This is a genomic window from Streptomyces sp. NBC_00310 (genome assembly GCF_036208085.1).
Classification (GTDB): Bacteria; Actinomycetota; Actinomycetes; order Streptomycetales; family Streptomycetaceae; genus Streptomyces.
Window position 1 is genome coordinate 4860753 of the sequence record NZ_CP130714.1, and the last position, 21448, is coordinate 4882200.

The 21448-nt window shown below is 69.0% G+C and carries 15 protein-coding genes and 1 pseudogene; 7 read left to right on the top strand and 9 right to left on the bottom strand.

The annotated features are described in order from the left end of the window. Positions 1-190: 190 nt before the first annotated feature. Together OG202_RS21225 and OG202_RS21230 are read right to left on the bottom strand one after the other, a co-directional pair. Positions 191-664: a YxiG-like protein gene (locus tag OG202_RS21225; protein WP_327729249.1), complete on the bottom strand. Its 474-nt coding sequence runs from the start codon at positions 662-664 to the stop codon at positions 191-193. Positions 665-758: 94 nt separating this feature from the next. Then, positions 759-1846 (bottom strand): annotated as a pseudogene (locus OG202_RS21230) (tyrosine-type recombinase/integrase). Positions 1847-1890: 44 nt separating this feature from the next. Here OG202_RS21230 and OG202_RS21235 point away from each other — a divergent pair. From OG202_RS21235 to OG202_RS21250, 4 genes are all read left to right on the top strand, one after another. Next, a complete protein-coding gene (locus OG202_RS21235) occupies positions 1891-2376 on the top strand; it encodes a hypothetical protein (RefSeq protein ID WP_327729246.1) in 486 nt (161 codons plus the stop codon). Between the two features lie 985 nt (positions 2377-3361). Beyond that, positions 3362-3796 (top strand): hypothetical protein, encoded by a 435-nt coding sequence (locus OG202_RS21240; RefSeq protein ID WP_327729245.1) that lies wholly within the window; start codon positions 3362-3364, stop codon positions 3794-3796. 23 nt (positions 3797-3819) lie between these two features. After that, positions 3820-4476 carry an ATP-binding protein gene (locus OG202_RS21245; RefSeq protein WP_328223320.1) on the top strand — a complete coding sequence of 219 codons (657 nt, stop codon included), beginning with the start codon at positions 3820-3822 and terminating at the stop codon, positions 4474-4476. 54 nt (positions 4477-4530) lie between these two features. Further along, positions 4531-5001, top strand: a complete 471-nt coding sequence (locus OG202_RS21250) for a hypothetical protein (protein WP_319073433.1) — start codon at positions 4531-4533, stop codon at positions 4999-5001. Here OG202_RS21250 and OG202_RS21255 read toward each other — a convergent pair. After that, positions 4973-5788 (bottom strand): IS5 family transposase, encoded by an 816-nt coding sequence (locus tag OG202_RS21255; RefSeq protein ID WP_326584653.1) that lies wholly within the window; start codon positions 5786-5788, stop codon positions 4973-4975. The two genes, OG202_RS21250 and OG202_RS21255, sit on opposite strands and share 29 nt — an antisense overlap. A gap of 259 nt (positions 5789-6047) precedes the next feature. Here OG202_RS21255 and OG202_RS21260 point away from each other — a divergent pair, with 259 nt between their 5' ends. The 3 genes from OG202_RS21260 (at position 6048) to OG202_RS21270 (ending at position 11232) form a co-directional block, all read left to right on the top strand. Then, positions 6048-8057, top strand: coding sequence for a tetratricopeptide repeat protein (locus tag OG202_RS21260; protein WP_328223321.1), 2010 nt, complete (start codon positions 6048-6050; stop codon positions 8055-8057). Between the two features lie 314 nt (positions 8058-8371). Further along, positions 8372-8797: a hypothetical protein gene (locus OG202_RS21265; RefSeq protein WP_327729243.1), complete on the top strand. Its 426-nt coding sequence runs from the start codon at positions 8372-8374 to the stop codon at positions 8795-8797. Further along, on the top strand, positions 8794-11232 hold the full coding sequence (locus OG202_RS21270; protein WP_327729242.1) for a tetratricopeptide repeat protein: 2439 nt from the start codon (positions 8794-8796) through the stop codon (positions 11230-11232). Before OG202_RS21265 ends, OG202_RS21270 begins: the two co-directional genes overlap by 4 nt. Positions 11233-12092: 860 nt before the next feature. Here the strand turns inward: OG202_RS21270 and OG202_RS21275 are convergent. From OG202_RS21275 to OG202_RS21300, 6 genes are all read right to left on the bottom strand, one after another. After that, a complete protein-coding gene (locus OG202_RS21275) occupies positions 12093-13415 on the bottom strand; it encodes a lytic transglycosylase domain-containing protein (protein ID WP_328223323.1) in 1323 nt (440 codons plus the stop codon). Between the two features lie 233 nt (positions 13416-13648). Further along, entirely contained in the window at positions 13649-14467 is an 819-nt protein-coding gene (locus OG202_RS21280) for a helix-turn-helix domain-containing protein (RefSeq protein ID WP_405960998.1), read from the bottom strand. A gap of 45 nt (positions 14468-14512) precedes the next feature. Then, positions 14513-16396: a copper resistance CopC/CopD family protein gene (locus OG202_RS21285; protein ID WP_328223324.1), complete on the bottom strand. Its 1884-nt coding sequence runs from the start codon at positions 16394-16396 to the stop codon at positions 14513-14515. A 76-nt stretch (positions 16397-16472) separates the two neighbouring features. Next, a complete protein-coding gene (locus tag OG202_RS21290; protein ID WP_327729239.1) occupies positions 16473-17225 on the bottom strand; it encodes a YcnI family protein in 753 nt (250 codons plus the stop codon). Between the two features lie 64 nt (positions 17226-17289). Then, positions 17290-18330: a multicopper oxidase family protein gene (locus OG202_RS21295; RefSeq protein WP_326582123.1), complete on the bottom strand. Its 1041-nt coding sequence runs from the start codon at positions 18328-18330 to the stop codon at positions 17290-17292. A gap of 87 nt (positions 18331-18417) precedes the next feature. Then, entirely contained in the window at positions 18418-21096 is a 2679-nt protein-coding gene (locus tag OG202_RS21300; protein ID WP_328223325.1) for a cupredoxin domain-containing protein, read from the bottom strand. Positions 21097-21448 lie beyond the last annotated feature (352 nt).

Here is a 21448-nt window from a genome sequence, read left to right on the forward strand (position 1 = left end):
GAGCTAGCCGCGCGGCTGCGCGATCGAACTCCTAAAGCGGGTGTCGCAGGTTCGAATCCTGCCGGGGGCACAGGAAAAGGGCCAGCTCAGGAGGGTTTCCTCCCAGGCTGGCCCTTCGTCGTGTTCGAGGCCGTGCCACACGCGTGCCACTACGTCCACTCGGCAGCTCGTCGGGCGGAAGGGATACCCGCTACTCCGTCGGAAAGGGCACGTATCCGTCCGGCACCTCGCTGACCTGCAGGTCCGAAAAGAGCAGCGTGAGGTGGTGCGCGTTCGTCTCGATGCGAACCTCATGGAAGTCGATCCCCACAGCTTGCGCCCAACGACGGGTCGCTTCCGACTGCGAGAGGACCTTCGCACCTGGGTACAAGGAATGCCACTTCACACCCCAGACGTATCCGTCGAGGTCGACGCCCGTCTCATGGTCGATGAGGCGGTCGTCCAAAGAGACACGCCACGTCTCCGGCAGCACGGACGATTCGCACCGAGCCTCAACGCAGTACCGGAAGAGATACCGCAGATACGCCGGCTCGACGTCGGCGCGGGGATCCGCCGTCACGTAGACGATGACCTCGTAGTCGCGCATGTAGCTGGTGTATCCATGGTGGACGACGGCGTGATCGAAGATCTCGTCCAACATCTGTTCAAGCACTGCGGCGTCCATGCGACCGTTTCTATCCCACACGATCAGCCCCTGGCAGCCTGATATCTACAGGTGCCAGGGGCTGAGAACTCCACAAGGGTCGCTGAAACGAGTCTTAGCCGGAAGCTTCCTCTCCCCCACTTTCACGGATCATCGCCCCGAGCCGATCAGCGATGGTGCGGTCCCGGTCGCTGGTCATGTGCTGGTAGATCAGCGCGGCCCGGGAACTGCTATGCCCCATCCGCGTCATCAGCTCCCGCGTGCTGGCCCCGGCCGTCGAGGCCAGCGTGTTGCCGGTGTGCCGAAGATCGTGGAAGTGCAGTTCGGACGTGACACCTGCCGCCTTCCGCGCCTTGACCCAGTCGTCGCGAAAGTTGCTCCGCCGCAGCTGCCCGCCCTGCGGCCCGACGAAGACGTGACCGTCACGGCCAGGAGCGGCGAACTGCTCCAGATGACGCGTGACCTCGCCGAGCAGCTCGGCCGGGAAGGAGACGGTACGTACCCCAGCCGCAGACTTCGGCGCCTTGTCGAAGAGCCGACCGCTCTGCAACTCAGCCTGAGCCCGGCGAACAGTGACGGTGAGCCCCTCCTGGTCGATGTCCCGACGCCGCAGGGCCGCCAGCTCCCCGAACCGCAGCGTGGTGAAGGCCGCCAGAAGCACGAGCAGCCGATAGCGCGGCGCGATGGAGTCGGCGACGGCGAAGACCTCGGGCACGGTGAGGATCGGCCGCTCGGGCACGTCGTAGCGATCCGCCCCCTTGACGCGGCATGGGTTACGCCGGATCAGCTCGTCGTCCACGGCCGTGTTCATCAGGGCCCGCAGCAATTGGTACGCCTTGACCACGGTCGGCTCACCGATGCCGGCCGCCAGGAGCCTGCCGCGCCAGTTACGCACCCGAGCCGTCGTCACGTCGGCCACCGATCCGGCCCCGAAGGTGGGCAGGATGTGCAGCCGCACCACCGACTCGTTCCGCTCTCGGGTGCGGTCGGAAGCTTTCGGCCCCGCAGCCACGCGTTTGCGTACTCCTCGAAGTTCACCGCCCCGGCGTCCGGGTCCGACCACTGCCCACGCGTGATGTCGGACTCGACGTGCGTGAGAGCGGCTTGAGCATCGGTCTTGGTCGGGTAGGTCTTCTCGGCCGGACGCAACTGGCCCGTCTCTGGGTCGCGGTAGCGGACCTGCCAGCGGCGTCCCAGTCCCATAACGGCATCGTCGGGCCAGCCTGCAAGCCCCACAATTCCCGATCATGGAGTGGCTTTCACTGACAATCGCACTGGTCCCTGCGGCGCTTGCGTGGGGCATCACCGTCTGGCAGGTACGGACACAGCGAGTCCGCCAGGTCGAGGACGTCTACGTGGCGCGCTATTGGTCGTTGCTGGACAGACTGTCGACTGCCACCCTTCGCGGTATGGACGGACACTCGCTCACGCCGCAAGGGGAGCTGGCAATCCGGCTGTACTTTCGCCTCAGTGAGGATGAGGCCGATCTGCGCGCTCAAGGCTGGGTTTCCGACGACACTTGGCGTGATTGGAGCGGCGCAATCTCTTCACAGATGCATCGCCAGCCTTTCGAGCGCCTATGGGCCGAGACTCTGGAGGACTCCGACGCCGGGCGCGATTACGAGTTCAGGCACCTACGCGAGCTGTGGCGTGACCGCAGCTACGATCCTTCGCCGACTGACAGAGTCCGAAGGTGGTTGCGCCGGGCGCCAGGGCGGCACTCCACAGGGTGATCGCGCAGCCGGACTTGCCGTAACCGAGGTCGCCGCTGCACCACAACCGCACCAGATCGAGCGGGGAACAGCGGGAAGTCACGGGGAAGCAGCTGCCGCCGACGCGGCTGCAGTTGCGCTGTCCGTCCAGGTCAACGTCCCAATCGGCCCCAAATGCTCGCAGCTTCCCAAGCTGTACCAGTACGCTGCCACCAGCCGGCACCAGCACAGACGAGGAGCGTCGTGGAGCTATCGCCACCGATGTTGAACCGTCTTGCGAACAGCAGCCTCGGAGCCGTCCCGGCGGCCGCTGCTGTGGCCTACGCAGCACAAGCCAGTACCGGCTTCTCGCGGCTCACGGCCTGTTTCGTTGTGATTGGGTTCGCGATCCTCGCCGTGAGGGGGTACCGGCTCGGCGTGATGTGTGAGCGCGAAAGACTCTCAATCCGCGGCTACCTGCGCACACGCGTGATTGCGCGAGAGCGCATCACAGAGATCACGGACTTCCCCGCCGTCAGATGGACGGCTCGCAAGGGGGGTAAGCGATGGACCCCTATCACGGCGTTCATGACGAGCCCGAGCGAAGCCTCGACAACCCGCCTTCACAAGGCTCATGTCACCAGGAAGTTGCGACGGTGGGCGGGACGCTAGCGACGGCCAACGTGGGACCGTCTCGCGATGAGCGCGCGGCCTGCAGGGCTGACTTTCGTGTCCGTGCTGGGCCGCCCCTGGGCCGTCCAAGGCCGCTCACCAGTGGCCAATGACGACCAACGACGACCACCAGGCGCACGGCCACACCGCCCCTGACCAGCAAAAACCCAGCTCACCAAGATCCCCGGCAAGACCCAGGGCAAGAAGCAGCAATCCGGTTGCGCCTGGGTCCGTTGGCGAAGTGTCGAACATGGAACCACAGATGGCGGTTTAGTCGTTTTGTGCTCACAGAGCATCTTCGGTTCCTACGCTAGGTCACCGGCAACAGCGGGGTGACGCATAGTCGGGAGTGTTTGTGAGTAAGGAGATCGTTGGACTGGTGGGGCAGGCCGCACCGTATCTGTCGGCTGCGTTGACCGCGTACGGGGATGCGGTTCTCCACCGGGCCGAGGACGCGGCTATTGGTGCGGCAGTCGAGGGGACGGCAGGCCTGGGCCAGCAGATTCTTCAGCCGGTGTGGCGGCGGGATGAGGAAGGCCAGGCGACTTTGGAAGGTGCGGTACAGACGGCTGCCGAGGAGCCGGATGACGCGGACGCGGCGGGGGCGTTGCGGCATCAACTCAAGCGGGCGTTGCGGGAGGACGCGGAGCTGGCGCGCGAGTTGGCGGCGCTGCTGTCGGCGCGAGGCGGGGTGACGATGAACGTGTCCGGGACGCGGGCGATCGGTGCGCAGTGCATCGGCATCGCGGCTGCCGGTGACCACGCCACCATCCACCCGCCGCAGCAGTGAGCGCGCAGGGCCCGGGGGAGCCGGTGCGGGTAGAGGTGTCCGGTGACCGGTCGATCGGCGCCGGGTCCATCGACGTGGCGATCATCGGGGACCACGCGCGGGTCGTGGTGCTGCCGGAGCAGGCCGCGCACTGGGCGTGCACCGTTCCCGCACCGGCGGGGGCCGGGTTCCTTCCAGAGTCCGCCTCAGGGATCTTCGTCGGCCGCGAGCAAGAACTAACCGATCTGCGGGAAATGCTGACGGGCGCCGGCTCCGCCGCGGTGGTGCAACCGTCTCAGGCGCGGGCACGGGCGATCAGCGGGCTGGGCGGGGTGGGCAAGAGCGCCCTAGCCCTGCACTACGCCGCCCGCTATCGCAGCACCTACACGCTGGTGTGGTGGATCACTGCCAAATCCCCCGAGTCGATCGTGACTAGCCTCGCCGGGATCACTGCGCGGCTGTGTCCGCAGTGGGCGCAGACAGCTGGCCCGGATGAGCGGGCGGCGTGGGCGATCACCTGGCTGCAGGCCCACCCGGGCTGGCTGCTGATCTTCGACAACGTCGAGGAACCGGCACACCTGCGCCCCTACCTGGGCACCCTGGCTGGCGGGCACCATCTGGCCACCAGTCGTAAGACGCCATCCGCTTTCCGAACGTGTTGCGTTGGTCCGGGATGGGTGGGCATGAACTCCGGTTGGTAGCGGGAGAGATGAGCGTGGTTCGTCCGCTCGTCTGGCTCGTGGAGGTGGTGGCTGGTGCCGTCGGTGCTCGGTCTGCTGGAAGCCCGGGAGAAGAGAGTTCGGGAAGAGATCGCGCGGTTGCGGGAGGAGGCCGAGCAGGTGCAGGCCGCGCTCGGTGAGGCGGAAGGAGCCCTTCAGCGGCTGGTGGATGCCCGGGCGACGGTGGCCGAGGTGCTGGCCGAGCCGTCTTCGGCAGTCGCGGAGCCGGTGCGGGGCGCCATGGCGGGTTCACCGGTGCCGCACCGGATCGACGGCATGGCGGCGTCGGTACTCGCGCCGGATTATCAGCAGATCGTGTCGGTGCTGGAGTCGGAGGCGGGCCGAGAGGGGATGCGCTGCCAGCAGCTGGCCGTGGCCCTCGGCCTTCAGGCGGTCCCGGCGAAGGTCGAGGGACTGCGGTCGAAGGCGAAACGCCTGGTGGAGCGAGGGTGGGCCCTCCAGGTGCGGCCGGGGGTGTTCACCGCGCTCGAAGGGCCGGCCGGCTGAAAGCACCTGGGCGGCGTCCGGCCAGGCGGCCGCTCATAAGCATGGTCATCGACCACAGCACCATGGCCTCGTGCATGGCGGGCAGCGTCTCGTAGTCACGCGCCAGACGACGTGAGCGCATCAGCCAGCTCAGCGTTCTTTCCACCACCCACCTGCGGGGCAGCACCACGAACCCGGTGGTGTCGTCGGTGCGTTTGACGATGTCGAGGGTGAGCTGGAGTTTCTCGGCTGCCCAGTCGACCAGGCGCCCGGCATAGCCGCCGTCCGCCCACACCAGGCGGATGGAGAAGTACATCTTCCGAAGCCGCTCGAGCAGGGGGACGGCGGCGTCGCGGTCCTGCACGCTCGCCGCGGTCACAGCCACGGCCAGGACCATGCCGAGGCAGTCCACCACCAGGTGCCGCTTGCGGCCGCCCACCTTCTTCCCGCCGTCCCAGCCGGAGGTGGAGCGCGGGATGTTCGCCGCTGCCCGCACCGACTGTGAGTCCACGATGGCAGCAGTCGGATCCACCGTGCGGCCTTCCTTCTGGCGGACCTTGTCGCGCAGCCGGTCGTGGAGCTCGGCGAGCAGACCCGTGATCTGCCAGCGGCGGGCGAAAGCATGCACCCGCCGATACGGCGGGAAGTCCGCAGGCAGGTTGACCCACTTGACGCCGTTGTCGGCCACATAGCGGACCGCGTCGATCATCTGCCGGTGGCAGAAGCCCTCCGGCCGCCCGCCCCGGCCCTCCAGCCAGGCCGGAACCGGCAGCACTGCCCGGATGACCTGCCACTCCGCCTCCGTCATGTCGGAGGCGTAGCACGCAGTGCGGTCCGGCCGGTCTGCCGCGTTGCCGAACCTGTGCGCGAGGCAGTCACACGACAGGGAAGGCGAGTTGGACTCCACGCACGCGAGCGCGAAAGACTGCGGCAACAGGGCCTCCTGGTGCTTGGTTTGGTTCGCACCCCCGAGCTACCAAGAGGCCCTGCTGTCATGCGCCGACTCTCGCGCGATCACCCGATCAGGAACCCTGTTCGAGCAGGCCAACTCCGTGATCGATAAGCGGATGGCGTCTAAGGCCACCGGATGGCACAAGCTGGCCCCCGCCATGACCCTGGGCCTGCTCCCCCTGGGTGAGGCCACCGACCTGCTGTGTGCCATCGCCTTTCCTGGCCTCACCCCCACCGGCGAAGAGCGTGAGGCGGCGCGGCGGCTGGCGGAGGATCTCGGCTGTCTGCCGCTGGCCCTGGAACAGGCTGGCGCCTACGCCTACCGGACCGGCACCGACCTGGATATCTACCGCCAGGACTTGGGGCTCGTCCTAGATGAGGACCGTGACGTTGACGCCCCTGAGCGGACCATCGCCCAGATCTGGGACCAGACCCTCATCGTCATCACCGATCGCGACCCGCTGGCGGTCACCCTCTTGAACACCATGGCGTGGTTGGCCCCCGACGACATCCCCCGCACTCTCCTCGCGGCCCTCGCCCCCAGCACGATCGCACTGGGCAACGCCCTGGGCGAACTGCACGCCTACAACATGATCGCCTTCACCGACGACCGCCGAGGCGTCAGCGTCCACCGACTCGTACAGACCGTCCTGCGCACCCGCACTCCGGCCGAGTCATTGCCCGACGTCTACGCCCCGGGCCGCGCGGAGGCCGAAAAGGCTGTCCACCAGGCCCTGCCCACCACGCCGGACAACTCGCTGCCCGAGCCCGTTACCTTATGGGAACGCCTGCTCCCACATGTCCTGGCCCTGGCCGAGTCCACGCCACCGGACACCCCCGCATCAGCCGACACCGCCGACACCTACCACCGGGCAGCCCAGTACCTGTACGAGCAAGGCCGCGACGCCCACACCATCACGCTGCGCACCGCCGCCCTGATCCAGTGCGAGCAGGTCTTCGGCGACACCCACCCCAACACCCGGGCCTGCCGCAGTAACCTCGCGGGCGCTTATCAGGCGGTGGGGGACCTGGGGAAGGCCATCCCCCTGTTGGAGAATATCCTCACCGAGTGCCAGCAGGACTTCGGCGACATCCACCCCGACACTCTGCTAAGCCGCAATAACCTCGCGGGCGCTTATCAGGCGGTGGGGGACCTGGGGAAGGCCATCCCCCTGTTGGAGACCACCCTCACCCAGCGCCAGCAGGTTTTCGGCGACATCCATCCCGACACTCTGCGAAGCCGCAACAACGTCGCCTACGTCTACCTGTTGGCGGGAGACCTCGAACGCGCCATCCCTCTGTTTGAGACGACCCTCACCCAGTGCCAGGTGATCCTCGGTGACACCCACCCCGACACTCTGCGAGGCCGCACCAACCTTGCGGGCGCCTACCAAGCTGCGGGGGACCTGGGGCGGGCCATCCCCCTGTACGAGACCACCCTCACCCAGCGCGAACAGGTCCTGGGCGACACCCACCCCCACACCCTGCAAGACCGCGACAATCTCGCGGGCGCCTACCAAGCTGCGGGGGACCTGGGGCGGGCCATCCCCCTGTACGAGACCACCCTCACCCAGCGCGAACAGGTCCTGGGCGACACCCACCCCCACACCCTGCAAAGCCGCAACAACCTCGGCTACGCCTACCACGATGTGGGAGACCTCGACCGCGCCATCCCCCTGCTGGAGACCACCCTCACCCAGATGCAGCAGATCCTCGGCGACACCCACCCCGACGCTCAAGCATGCCGCAACAACCTCGCCAACGCCTACCAGCGGATGGGAGACTTCGACCGCGCTATCTCCTTGCTGGAGACCACCCTCACCCAGAGCCAGCAGATACTCGGCGACACCCACCCCCACACCCTCGCCACCCGTAATAACCTCGCCTACGCCTACCAAGCGGCGGGGGATCTGGGACGGGCCATCCCTCTGTTTGAGACCACCTTCACCCAGAGCCAGCAGGTCCTCGGCGACACCCACCCCCACACCCATGCCATCCGCAGCAACCTCGCCAGTGCTCGTAAGGCCGCCGAGGCTGTACAGCAAAGGAGTGCAGAAACGTCTACGACCGTCCCGGACCCTCAGCAGCCATCTCCAGCCGATGACCAGCCCAAGGGCCCGCAATGACTACTTAGCCGAGAGTTCGGGACGAAGAGGTGCGTGCCAGACGCCTGCCAGATCCTGTGGTGCCACGGGGATCAAGGGGAACCAAGTCGACGGCCACCAAGCATCAACACCGCTTCGCCGCAGGTCAGCCCAACAGCGAGCCGCGATCACCTGAGCTTCCCAAGCTAATGGCGTATCAGCGGTGAGGTTGTCCTCACCCGTGGCCAGTGATCGGTGCTGGAACCGTTGCGGGCGGTTCGGGCGTTTTGGCTTCACGACAGGGGCGGTGTTTCTACGCTGGGTTCCTTCGGAGCCGCGCGGAACAGGGGGAGCAAGTGGGGCCTGAGGTTGTGCAGTTGGTGGAGCAGGCGAGCCCGTACCTGACGGCTGCGGTCGGGGCATACGGAGTAGCGGTGCTGACGCGGGCGCAGGACGTTGCCGCTGACGCCACGGTGGGTCTCGGGCAGCGGATTCTTCAACTCGTCTGGCAGCGCGGGGACGAGGCGGGCCGGGCCGAGCTGGAACGTGTGGTGGACGAGGCCGCCGACGAACAGGACGACACCTACTCCACAGCGGTGCTGAGCAGGCTCCTGCGACGTGCGTTGCAGGACGATCCCGCACTGCGGGAGGAGTTGTCGGCCCTGTTGCCCGCCCCGGCTGCGGGCACGGTCACCATCACGGCGTCCGGTGAGCGGTCGATCGCCGCCCAGCACATCCGCACCGCCATCACCGGTGACGGCCACACCCCGCCACAGCCGTGACGACGGACGACACCGCTGCCGGACCGCGCATCAAGGCTGCCGGCAAGCGGACCATCGGGGCCCAGCGCATCAGAGACGCGTACACAGGTGATCTGCATGTCCTGCCAGCTGAAGCATTGCATGCGCCGGACAAGGTCACTGCGGCCCCGGGCACCTCGAACCTGCCCCCGGCCACGCTCTGCCTGGGCCGGGATGAAGAGCTGAGCCAGCTGCGCCGCATCCTGACGGGCGGGGGCGAGGGAGCGATCACCCAGAGTGGGGCGGTGCACGGGCTGGGCGGGATCGGCAAGAGCACGCTCGCCCAGCGCTACGCCCACCGCCACCGCAGCTACTACACCCTGATCTGGTGGATCAACGCCGCCTCCCCCGACGAGATCGAGACATCCCTCACTGAACTCACCACGGCACTGGTCCCCGACTGGGCAACCTCAGCCGAGCGCGGGGCACAGGTGTCGTGGGCGAGGCAGTGGCTGGCCTGGCACCAGGGGTGGCTGCTCATCTACGACAACGTCGAGGACCCCGCCGACCTCGCCCCCTACACCGGCGCCCTGCACCAGGGCCACCACCTGGCCACCAGCCGCCGCACCACCGGCTGGCCCGACAGCGCCGCCACACTCTGCCTGGGCAACCTCAGCACCGACGACGCCACCACCCTGCTGTGCCAGTTGGTGTTCAAGGACACCAGACCCACGCCACAGCAGAAAGTGAACGCCCGCGCGCTCGTCGCTGAGCTGGGGTGTCTGCCGCTGGCGGTCAAACAGGCCAGCGCCTACCTCGCCCAGAACCAAGGGGTCAGCCTGGACGCCTACCGGCGCCGCCTGGGCACCAAACTCGACAGGACCGCCCACGGCATCGACGCCGAACGCACCATCGCCCGCGTCTGGAACGTCACCCTCCAGACCCTGGAGGCGGAGCATCCGCTGGCGGTGGAGGTACTGCACACCGCCGCCTGGCTCGCCCCCGACGACATTCCCCACACCCTCTTCACCCCGGCCGACGCTGACCCGGACGACATCGCGGAAGCCATCGGCACCCTCGCCGCCTACAGCATGGTCACCGACACCGGCACCACCGTCACCGTCCACCGCCTGGTCCAAACCGTCCTGCGCACCCCCAAACCCGCCGACCACCCCCAACCACCCCGGCACCTGCAAGGACGCGACCGCGCCGAACAAGCAGTCCTGCACCACCTGACCCCGCTCCCCGGACAGGACATACCCGACCGCCAGTGGGACACGCTCACCCCTCACCTGGTCACCCTCGCCGCCACCACTCCGCCCGGACACCACAACCCCCGCCTCACCGCCGCGTACGCCACCGCCGCCAACCGTCTCCACTACCAAGGCCACACAGCCCGCACCATCCCCCTGCTACAGGCCACCCTCGCCCAGTGCGAGCAGATCCTGGGCGACACCCACCCCAAGACCCTGAGGAGCCGCAACAACCTCGCCTACGCCTACGAGTCGGCCGGGGACCTGGAGCGGGCCATCCCCCTGTACGAGGCCACCCTCGCCCAGTACGAGCAGGTTCTGGGCGACACCCACCCCGACACACTGACCAGCCGCAACAACCTCGCCGGCGCCTACGAGTCGGCCGGGGACCTGGAGCGGGCCATCCCCCTGTACGAGGCCACCCTCGCCCAGCGCGAACAGGTTCTGGGCGACACCCACCCCGACACACTGACCAGCCGCAACAACCTCGCCGGCGCCTACGAGTCGGCCGGGGACCTGGAGCGGGCCATCCCCCTGCTACAGGCCACCCTCGCCCAGTACGAGCAGATCCAGGGCGACACCCACCCCGACACACTGACCAGCCGCAACAACCTCGCCTACGCCTACCAGTCGGCCGGGGACCTGGAGCGGGCCATCCCCCTGTACGAGGCCACCCTCGCCCAGCGCGAACAGGTTCTGGGCGACACCCACCCCGACACACTGAGCAGCCGCAACAACCTAGCCGCCGCCTACCAGTCGGCCGGGGACCTGGAGCGGGCCATCCCCCTGTACGAGGCCACCCTCGCCCAGTGCGAGCAGATCCAGGGCGACACCCACCCCGACACACTGACCAGCCGCAACAACCTCGCCTACGCCTACCAGTCGGCCGGGGACCTGGAGCGGGCCATCCCCCTGTACGAGGCCACCCTCGCCCAGCGCGAACAGGTTCTGGGCGACACCCACCCCGACACACTGAGCAGCCGCAACAACCTAGCCGCCGCCTACTACACGGTGGGGGATCTGGGGCGGGCCATCCCCCTGCTACAGGCCACCCTCGCCCAGCGCGAGCAGATCCAGGGCGACACCCACCCCGACACACTGACCAGCCGCAACAACCTCACCCTCGCCCGCAGAGCAGCGGCAGCTGTACAGCAACCAGATACAGCAACCCCAGCAACCGCCCCCGACCATCCCCCCTCAGACACACCTGAGCAACCGGTATGACCGCCCCCGACCGATCTCTATCGAACTACGGATCAGAAGGTCAGCAGCCGCGTGCCACAGCCGTGCCAGATGCGGGGGTCAGCCACGGTCAAGAGGGGTGGCAGGCGGCTACATCCGGGCTGACTAGCTGGGCCAGCGAAGCCGCAGGTCACTGCCCAGGCGCCCCAGCCTCTCTCCTAAAGCGGGTGTCGCAGGTTCGAATCCTGCCGGGGGCACAACGCGTTACGCCGCTGACCTGGGGCTTCCTCCCCAGGGAGGCGTTCTATTCGGCCTCGGACTCCTCGTCCGGGGCCGTTTGCGTGAGCGGACGGGCCTCCAGACCCCGATATTTCTCCCAACGGATCAGCGCCATCCGGCACGGACTCCAGCCGGGCTCGTCGGCGTCGTCAGGCTCGGGCTCCGCTTCGGGGGCGGTGCTCTCGGAGGTGGCGGGGGCGCGGTACGAGCCGGACTGCGCCCCCGCCGCAGCCGCCCGCGAAGAGCAGCACCGACTGCGACGGTATGCACGGGGCGCTCCTGCTTCCGTGTTCCGCGGACACCCGCTGCTCACGGGCTGTGCGGAAACGGCAGCCCGACCTCGCGCCCGTCGAGGGTCTGGTGCGCGCGTCGGCCGCCACCGTGGTTGCCCCCTTCCGGCCACAGCACGGCCCAGCCAGCAGTGCTGAGCCGGCGCTGATACCCCCGACGCTCGCGGCGGCAAGGGCATCAACTCTTCCTGCAGGTGTCTCCGTCAAGCAGCTTCGGCTCCGCGTGGAGCGCTTGATGCACCAGCCCGCGTGACGGCGGGCAACCGCGCGGCCCACGCCAGGACCTCGACCAGGTGCTCGACCGGCAGCACCCAGATCGCAGCCTCGGTGCGCCTACTGCCGGACGTTCTCGCCGCCGGTGAGGGCCGTGTCCGTGTCGCCGGCGATCGGGAGCCGCACCGTGACCTTCGGCACGCCCGTGTCCGACGGGGTCTCGGCCCGCACGGCCACCCCCTCACCGGACGCGTCGCCCGCCGTCGCGGTCAGCTCCCCGGTGTCCGCGATTTCCAGGCGCGCCACCGGGCGGGTGGGCGCGGGGCTGGGCGCGGGCGAGCCGGGTTCGGTGCCGGGATCGTTCGGGCCGGGGCTCGTCGAACCGCCGCCGTCCGGCTGCGTGTTGCCCGGCTTCGTGGTGCCCGGGTTCGGTGTACTCGGCTCGGACGTACCGGGCGTACTCGGTGACGGGCTGGGGTTCGGCCCGTCGCTGTCGTCGCTGCGGCCGGTCGGCAGGACACCCGTGCCGTCCGGGACCGCGTAGGTGCCCTCGCGGTAGTACTCGAGCCACTTCAGGACCGTGTTCAGGTAGGCCTGCGAGTGGTTGTAGCTGAGGATCGCCGCGTGCAACTGCGGGGTCACCGAAAGGTCGCGGCCGCCCGCGCACAGGTAGCGGCCGGCGGCGAGCGCCGCGTCGTAGATGTTGTTGGGGTCCTTCTTGCCGTCGCCGTTGCCGTCGGATCCCCAGCTCTCCCAGGTCGAGGGGATGAACTGCATGGGGCCTACGGCGCGGTCGTGCACCGTGTCGCCGTCGTACGCGCCGCCGTCGGTGTCGGTGATCTTCGCAAAGCCGTTGCCGTTGAGGACGGGCCCGAGGATGGGCGACAGCGTGGTGCCGTTCGCGTCCACGCGTCCGCCGCGGGCCTGCCCGGACTCCACCTTGCCGATGGCCGCGAGCAGTTGCCAGGTGAGGTCGCAGCCGGGCTTGGACTCGGCGAGGGCGGCCTGTGCCTTCTGGTACGCCTGCAGGACGGTGACGGGTATGCCGGCTTCGGGCTCACCGGTGTTGGCGTCACCGTCATCGTCGCCCGTGCTGGGCATCTGGGCGGGGTTGTCGAGGGGCGGCAGATCCGTGTAGTAAGGGGCCTCGCCGGTCGCGCCGGTGTCAATGTCGGTGTCGGTGTCGGCCGCAGGAGTGTCCGTGCGCTGCCGACCGCTGTCGGTCAGGCCGGGGGCCTGGGACGCGGTCAGCGCCGCGACCGCGGCAGCCGTCAGGACGGCGGTCGCCGTCCCCTTGCGCAGCCTCCTGCCGAAGCGTGCCGCCGTCGCGAGAACCCCTCCCGTCGACGATCGGGCGGCGGGGCCGTCCGCGCTCCCCGGCGCATCGGCCCGCGTGACACTGCGACAACTGCACGTGGATACCTGTTCGTTCCTGATTCTCACCGGTTGTCAACCTCCGATTTCAGTGGTCGGTCAGGTCCAGGCCACCCGCATCGGCCCGATCGGCGCGTCCCGCACACTGGGCGGCGTTGATCGCGTCACGGCTACGGGACTGCACGATCCAGGCGGCTGGACGGGGGGCGGTGCGGTGCGATCAGTAGGGGGACGTCAGCCGGCAGACGGCGGCCGGCGACGCGGCAGCCGTCCAGGCACTGCCCAGAGCTGCGGCCTCCCCGTCACAGTGCGACGGGCGTCCTCTCGGTGTGCGTGCTGAGCCACAGGTCCAGCAGCTCCGTCCGGCGGGTGGGTTCCCAGCCGGGCACGAGGACGACCGGGCCGCGGTGCCGGCTGAGCAGGCGGGCGTAGAACTCCCGTATCTCCTCGCCGTCGTACGGGTCCCGGGCCGGCGTGAAGAGCACGGCCCTGCGGCTCGTGACCGCGAAGAGGACGTCGGAGTGCAGGGACATACGTGAATCGGGGTCCGCCGGGGGGCCGCAGACGCACCAGCGCACGCGGGCATGGTCGGTCCACAGCGTCTCTGTCACCGGTCTCCTCTGCGCCTCGGCCGTCCCGGCGCCCGTCGTCGCGCGCAGCCCGTGCGCCAGGGCGGCGCGGTGGGGGAGCATCCAGGTCGGCTGCGATGTGTCCGGACAGAATCCCCACCGGGTCAGGTAGTTGCGGATGGTCGTGGTGCCCAGGACGACGCCGAACTCCCGGTGGGCCAGCGCCGCGAGGGACTGCCAGGTCCACAGCACGTCCCGTAGTCCCACCTTGTCGGGCGTCGTCGTCGTCATGGTCCGGAGCATCCAGAGCTGCCGGGCGGACGAGAGCGCCAGCTGGTCGCCCGGTCGTCGGCCGCGTCTGCGCGGGCGCAGCGCGTCGGAGCCCTCCAGCCGGTAGGCCCGGACCCAGGCCCCCACGGTCTGCCGGGAGACTCCGTACAGCCGCGCGACCTCCGTGCGCGGCACACCCGACTCCACGGCCGCGACGGCACACCGCCGCAGATCCTCAAGTCCGTCAACCGACAGTTTGCGAGCGTCGCGTGTGTTCGACACGTTGTCGCGATCCTCCTTCGTCCGGGCCACCGCCGCGGCGACCCTTCAGCGGACATCGACCGGAATGCGTACGACGTCCTGGTCGATGTCGGACGTGCGTACGGTCAGCGCCAGTTGCCACCGCCCGCGCAGGGGCAGCGAGAAGGCGCTCGAGATGTGGTGACCGGGGCCCGCGTACGTCAGGGGAACGCGGATCGGCCCCACCGAGGGCTTGCGCAGGCTGAACTCCGCCCGTACCTCGGGCACGTCCCGTGGCTGTCCCCGGGTGTCGAGAACCGCGAGGTGGACTTCGTTCACCCCTCTCGCCGCGGGGCTGACCACCACGGCGACGACACCCTTTCCGCTCCGCCCCCCGCTGTCGAAGGCGGCCGCCCGGCTGAACGGCACGGCGGTCCGGGGTCCGGCGGGCGCCGCTCCCGCCGCGGGACGCCGGCCCTGCTGGTCCGCCGAGGTCCCGCCGTCCGCGGTCGCCGGGTCGGTGTTCGCCAGGACGGTAGAGACCGCGAGCAGGACGGCGGCGATCAGTGTCTCCGCCATCACCAGCCTTCCGAAGCGCCGGACCTGGCCGCCGTCCGGCCCCGGCCGAGTCGGCCTGCGCCGACCCTGGACCACCAACGGCGCCGGGCCGTAGTGGCGCCGCACCCATGCACGGGCCCCGGCGCCCAGCCCGACCAGCACCGCAACCAGGCACAACTTGCCGAGCAGGACACGTCCGTACAGCGTGCCCGGCAGTGCCGGCACACCGCCCAGCTGCCGCCAGGCCTGGAAGAGTCCGGTGGCCAGGAGCAGGACGACGCACATCCCCGCGACGCGCGAGAACCGGGTGACGGCGGGCTCCAGAACCGGGGCGTCGGGGGCGTCCCGCGACCGCAGCAGCACCGTGCCCAGGGCGACGAGCCCGCCCGTCCAGACGGCCATGGCGACGAGATGGACCGTGTCGGCCGGCACGGCGAGCGCGGCCAGTGGGCCCGCTGCGCTGTGTCCCGCGAGGCTCCATGTCAGGGCGAGCGCGCAGCCGACGCCGAGCACGGCGACGGTGTTGCGCATCCGGCCCCGACCTCCGGGCCCGGACGAGGGCCACGCCCCGAGTGCGTACTCCGCCCGGTCGCCCGGGACCGGACTGCCGGCGGTCACTCGTCGGCGGGCGAGGACCAGTCCGGCCGCAACGAGAGCGAGCAGCACGGCACGCAGCACGAGCATCAGGCCCATGCGGCTGCCCAGCGTCGCGGCGATGAGGCGCCCGTCCAGGGCGGAGAACAGGGAGGTGCCCGCCGCGTACGGCCCGTAGACGAGCAGGGAGAGCACCGTCGCCGTCATGAGGGCGGACCAGCCGGTCCACAGAAGCTTGTGGACGGGGCGCCGCCGGATCCCGGCGGGCCAGCAGGCCGCGACGAAGAAGGCGGTCCCCACAAGAACGGCGAAGCCCACGAAGGAGACCCATCGCGCCGCGCTCTGCAGAGCGCCGGCCGTGGTCACCGTGCCGTGTTCCATGCCCGCGGACGGGCCGGCGGACGCGGGCGAGCTCCCGGCCGTGGGCCGGCCGACGCTGAAGGAGAACGTGCCTTGCACGGGGTGGGAGTCGGCGGAAACCGTGTGCCAGACGATGGTGTAGGTGCCCTTGGCCGACAGGGTCCGCAGCCTGACGGCGACCTCCTCGGCCCTGCCCGCGGGATGCTCCGGCCGGCCCGTCGCAACCGTGTCGCCCTCCGGCGCGATCACGCTGACGCGGGTCAGGCCGAGGCTCACGGGTTCGGTGAACGTCAGGGACACCCGTGGTGGAGGGGTGCCGAGCACCTGCCGGTCGGCCGGTGCCGTCGACACAACGGAGGCGTGGGCTCGGGCCGGGGTGGAGCCGGCGACCACGGCCAGCGCTGCCAGCAGGAGTGCGACGCATGCGTGCACGGACGGGTGGAGCGTTGCTCGGTGCATCGTGATCTCTCTCATCGGAGGCAGTGGGGACGCCGACGGCCTGGGGGGGACGGGGCCGCCGACGCCCCCGGCTCTCTCAGACCGTGATCTCTTCCTGCCTCTCCGCCTGGGCGGACCGCGTCGCGGTGGCCCGCCGCCCGGCCGCGGCCCAGCCGAGGGCGGCGAGGCCGACGGCCAGCCCACTGCCGCCGAGCAGCCGCGACACCATGTCGGTGGCGGGCGCCTCCGCCTCGTACGGGGTCCTGGCCGCGGCCGGTGCCGCCGCCGCGACCGGTGCGGTGCTCTTCAGTGCGAGGACCGGTGCGGGGTGCTCGGGCTCGGCCGCGCCCTTCTCCGGGACATCGATCCAGCGCACCACCTCGCCGTCCGAGTAGGTCTGCACCGCCTTGAAGACCATCTCGGAGGCGTCCTCGGGAAGCGGCCCCAGGGACAGGGGGAATTCCTGGAACTCCCCTGGGCGGATCGTGCCGCCCTCCCACAGGACGGACGTGACCGCCTCGGTGATCTCGTGGTCACCGTCCACGATCGGCTGCTTCAGCCGCTCCTTCTTCACTGTCGCCTTCCAGCCGGGAACTGGCTGGACCGACACGTGCCCCAGGGGGTGCTCGGCCGGGAAGGCTATCTCCACCTGCACGGTGGAGTCGGCATCCCGCTCGTTGGGCACCCGGAAGGCGGCCTTGGTGAAGCCGCCGGGCTCGGCCGTCCCCGGGTTGACGGAGACGTGGGCGAAGGCACCGGGCGCGGCGAGGAAGACGACGACGGCGGCTCCGGCGACGGTCGCGACCGACAGGCGGCGGCTGGACGGATGCCCGGGAGCGCGGGAAATCATGGGGATCGGTTCCTTTCAGCAAAGGACGGGGACGCGGGGAGGGGGAGACGGTGGGCCGCTGTGCTCAGTCGATGAGAGGCAGGTCCGGTACGGAGACGACCGCCGGGTCGACCTGGAAGATGGAGACGAGTCCTGCCATGCCCTCGTGGGTCTCCGAGTGCGAGAAGATGTGGCAGTGGATCATCCACTTGCCGGTCTTGGTGGGTGTCCAGACGATGTCGTAGGTCTGTCCCACGCCGACGTTCAGCGTGTCCATCTCCTGCGGGACGGCCAGCGGCCGGCCGTCCTGCGCCACCACCGTGAAGTGGCCGCTGTGCAGGTGGATCGGGTGGATCATCTCCGGGCCGGTGCCTATCAGACGGATACGGACCTTCTCGCCCACCCGGGCGCTGAGGCGCTCGGTCGCCGGGAAGCTCTTGCCGTTGAACACGAAGCCCAGCGCGCCGTCGCCGATCATGATGCGGTAGTCACGGTCGGCCCGGATGTCGCCGGTCCTCGGCACGACCTCAAGGGATCCGTAGAGCCCCTTGCCTTCCTGCTCGCCATGCATGTGCGAGTGGTACCAGTGGGTTCCCGGGCTGATCGCCTTCCACTCGTAGGTGTAGCTCTCGCCGGGCTCGATCTCGGGCTGTGTGAGGCCGGGTACGCCGTCCTGGCTGTTGGGCAGGTCCATGCCGTGCCAGTGCACGGCTGTCGGCTCGGGCAGATCGTTCTCGACGACGATGCGGACCGGGTCGCCCTCGTTCACGCGGATCACCGGGCCGGGGACGATGCCGTTGAAGGCGTAGGCCTCGCGGACCTTGCCCGGCGCGGTCTCCCAGGAGACGGGCGCCGCGTGGAGCTTGAAGACCTTGACCCCGTCGACGACCTCGTAGGGCGCCAGTTGGGTGCCGTCCCCGAGATCCTTGGCCTCGCCGGGCGCCCCGACCGCGGACGGGTTCGGCCGGTGCGGAGCGTCGGGTGCCAACTGCTTCATGAGGACGGGAGCGAAGGAGGTCAGGCCGATGACGGCGAAGAACGCGGCGCTCGACGCCACGACGTGGGAGAGGCGGAACGTGCGGCGGGGTCCGGCCGGTGGAGGGTACGCGGGGTCGGGAGATTCCATGGAAGTGTGTCCTTCTCATGCGCTCATGAGGGCTCTGAGGAGAACCGGGGGGCCGCCCGCGGGCGGCCCCCCGGCCGTGGTGGATCGCTACGAGCACTTGCTCTCGTAGTCGATCGGGTTGCGCTGACGGCACGTCAGCTGGTCATTGACCGCGTTGCCGGGCACGCGCTGAGCCCAGCCGTTGTAGACCAGCGGGACCGCGAGAACACCCTGCCCGCCCATACCGGCGTAGCCGGTGATCTTGTCGTCCATCTTGGTGTTGTCGTCACCGGTCAGGAGCATCCGGCCGACGACCTTGGCGTCCGAGATGTCGCCGTCGTTGTTCGGGTCGACGTCGACGACGGACATGGCGTTCGAGAACTTGCTCGAGACGTAGCCGTAGTAGCCTCCGCCCTTCTTGGCCCCGAAGTTGATGCCGTGGCACCCGGAGTCACAGGGGAGGTACTTCACGATCTTGTCCGTCTTCGGGTCGATCACCGTGATGTTCGACGTCAGGGTGTTCGCCACCAGCAGCGCACTGCCGTCCGGGGTCACCGGCAGTTGGATCGGCAGACCACCGAAGTCACCCGTGGCGCCCTTGACCGGGTCGTAGTCGCCCCACAGGTCGATCTCCTTGTAGTGGGTCTTCGTGCCGCCGTCGACGCACGCGTCCTCCTTGATGGAGATGCACGAGACGGAGCCACCGAGGAAGTTGGCCTCGTACGCCTTGGCGCCGTCCGGTGTCATGCCGGTCGCGATCGGCAGTTCGCCGGTCCTCTCCTTGCGGATGCCGCCGGTCGGAATGTCCACGATGGTCGAGTCGTAGGTGTTCACGTTCGGCGTGACCATGTGCTTGGCGTCGCCGCTCATCCAGTGGGCGTGCGGGTGGGCGATCTTGTCACCCGCGGCCTGGACGGGAATGCGCCGGTCGATACCGGTGCCGCCCGGTGCCAGCTCCATGACCGCGCCGCCGCCGTTGAGGGCGACGTGCAGCTGGTCCGTGTCCGTCCTGGTCATGACGTGGGACGGGTCGGGGCCGACCTTGATCTGCCGGATGAACTCACCGGTCTTGCGGTCGAAGACGTCCAGCTTGTCGCTGAACCACTCGGTTTGGTAGATGTACTTTTCGTCGCGGTCCGTCCACATGTTGTGTGGGTTGTTCATGTTGATCTGGGGCAGCGCGACCTTGCGCTCGACGGTCCAGTCGGAGGCGTCGATCTTGGTGGCCGCACCCGGCTTGGACTTGCCCGCGAACTTCTCGAACTGGGTGTCCACCCAGACCTCACCGACGCCCGGGACGCTGGGTTTCTTGTTCGCGGCGGGGAGGGTCTTCGGCGTGTTGAACTTGTTCTTCAGGTACGCGTCCAGGCTGGGGACGAGCTCCTGCTTGCCGTCGCTGGTGTTCATCAGGATCGGCGCCGGGGGGTAGGACGGGTTCCACTGCGTGGCCTCGGTGTCGCTGTACCGCTGCCAGTTGCCCGGGGTCGTGATGTTGAAGAACTTCTGCACCAGCTCGGCGATGATGTCGGCGTTGGACGGCACGTTCAGCGAGCGGCTGTTGACGCGCAGCTTCTCGCCGAAGTCCAGACCCGGGGTGAGCGGGTCGTCGACGACGATCGCACCGAGCATGAACGGGTGCACCTTGCACGCGAAGGCGTACAGGCCCGGCTCGGTCAGCTGGACGCTGGTCTTGCCGACGAAGGCGCCGCCCTGGTCGAAGGGGAAGCCCTTCGCCTTCTCCGGCCAGATGAGGCCGGTGACGGTGTGCGCCGAGGCAGCGGCGGGAGCCGAGACGTCGAAGTTCGCCGTCACCGGGAGCTCGAGGTCGTTGGTCTCGGCGTACTTCTGGATGTCCTCCAGAAGCGGGAGCAGATCGGCGCCGACCGGCAGGTCGTCCAGCGTGGTCGGCGCGTTCGCCGGCTTGTCCTCCATCTCGTCGGACAACTGGTCGAGCAGCGTGGCCGCCTCCTTGGCGCGGGGGTCGCCATCGGGCAGGACCTTGTTGATGGCGTCCTTGGTCGAGTCCAGACCCAGCAGCTTCAGCGGGTCGACCCCGAGGTCGCCGATCAGCGGTGCGTCCGAGCCGTCGTAGTCGAACTCGTCGAGGCCGGGCAGGTCGCCGTTGAGCGCGCCGAGGGCGTCGCCACCGAGCAGGCCGCCGTCGCCGGTCGCCTCACCTATCAGGGGGAGACCGTCGAGGTTCAGCCCCGGGAGGCTGGACGTGGTGGCGCTGATCGGTACGCGCGGCATCTCCGCCACCGCGAGGGCACGACCGCCGAACAGGTTGGTGTTCGTGTCGAACCACGCGTTCTGGTTGTCGGTGAGGTGGAAGGAGACGGGCAGGGGCCCGACGCCGACCGGGCCACCGCCCTCACCGTCACCGCCCGTACCGCCCGAGGGCGCCGGGGAGCTGGTGCCCGTGGGAGGCGGCGTCGGCGTCGGGCTGGAGGTGCTGGTGGAGGTCGGGGTCGGCGAGGGCGACGACGAACCGCCGACGACCACGGTGCCGGTCATGTCCGGGTGGAACTTGCAGCGGTAGTCGAAGGTCCCAGCCGACGAGAAGGTGAAGGAGTAGTTCTCCCCCGGATCGAGGTCGGGTGAGTTCAGCGGCCCCCCGGTCACGCTGTGGATGACGCTGTCGTCATTCGACCAGGTCACGGAGTCGCCGACCGCTACGTCGATGCTGGCCGGGTTGTACTGCAGATTCCTGATCGAGACCGAGTGCGTCGCCGCGGAAGCCGCAGGAGCGGCCATGACCAAGGCGAACCCGCTCAGGGCGAGCGCCATGGCGCCCGCCACAGCACGCGTCGTCCAGGGCCGGCGTTGCCGCCACCCCCTGGACGAGCGCATGCGTGGCGCATTGAGAATGAACATTTTAACCCTTCCCGCAATTAGAGATGAGTACATCGGCAGGCACCACCACAAAGGCTTCACAGTCGCCGCAGGACATTCATGGAGCCAGGAGCCCGACGAAATCCGACGAACCGCATCCTGTTCCGCCTCCGAACGGCAGCCGAGACTTCACCTTCACGGCACGGAGCGAAACATCTACCGAGCCCTTATGTCCCGCTTATCTCTGCATTGTTAACCGAAGATTAATAGAGCTTCAATCTGGATCTCAGGAGCACGTGAAGACGAG

Coding starts and splice junctions, on each gene's coding strand:
- OG202_RS21225 (WP_327729249.1), bottom strand. CDS start 664: ATGGACGCCGCAGTGCTTGAACAGATGTTGGACGAGATCTTCGATCAC.
- OG202_RS21235 (WP_327729246.1), top strand. CDS start 1,891: ATGGAGTGGCTTTCACTGACAATCGCACTGGTCCCTGCGGCGCTTGCG.
- OG202_RS21255 (WP_326584653.1), bottom strand. CDS start 5,788: ATGACGGAGGCGGAGTGGCAGGTCATCCGGGCAGTGCTGCCGGTTCCG.
- OG202_RS21260 (WP_328223321.1), top strand. CDS start 6,048: ATGGCGTCTAAGGCCACCGGATGGCACAAGCTGGCCCCCGCCATGACC.
- OG202_RS21285 (WP_328223324.1), bottom strand. CDS start 16,396: ATGCACCGAGCAACGCTCCACCCGTCCGTGCACGCATGCGTCGCACTC.
- OG202_RS21290 (WP_327729239.1), bottom strand. CDS start 17,225: ATGATTTCCCGCGCTCCCGGGCATCCGTCCAGCCGCCGCCTGTCGGTC.
- OG202_RS21295 (WP_326582123.1), bottom strand. CDS start 18,330: ATGGAATCTCCCGACCCCGCGTACCCTCCACCGGCCGGACCCCGCCGC.
- OG202_RS21300 (WP_328223325.1), bottom strand. CDS start 21,096: ATGGCGCTCGCCCTGAGCGGGTTCGCCTTGGTCATGGCCGCTCCTGCG.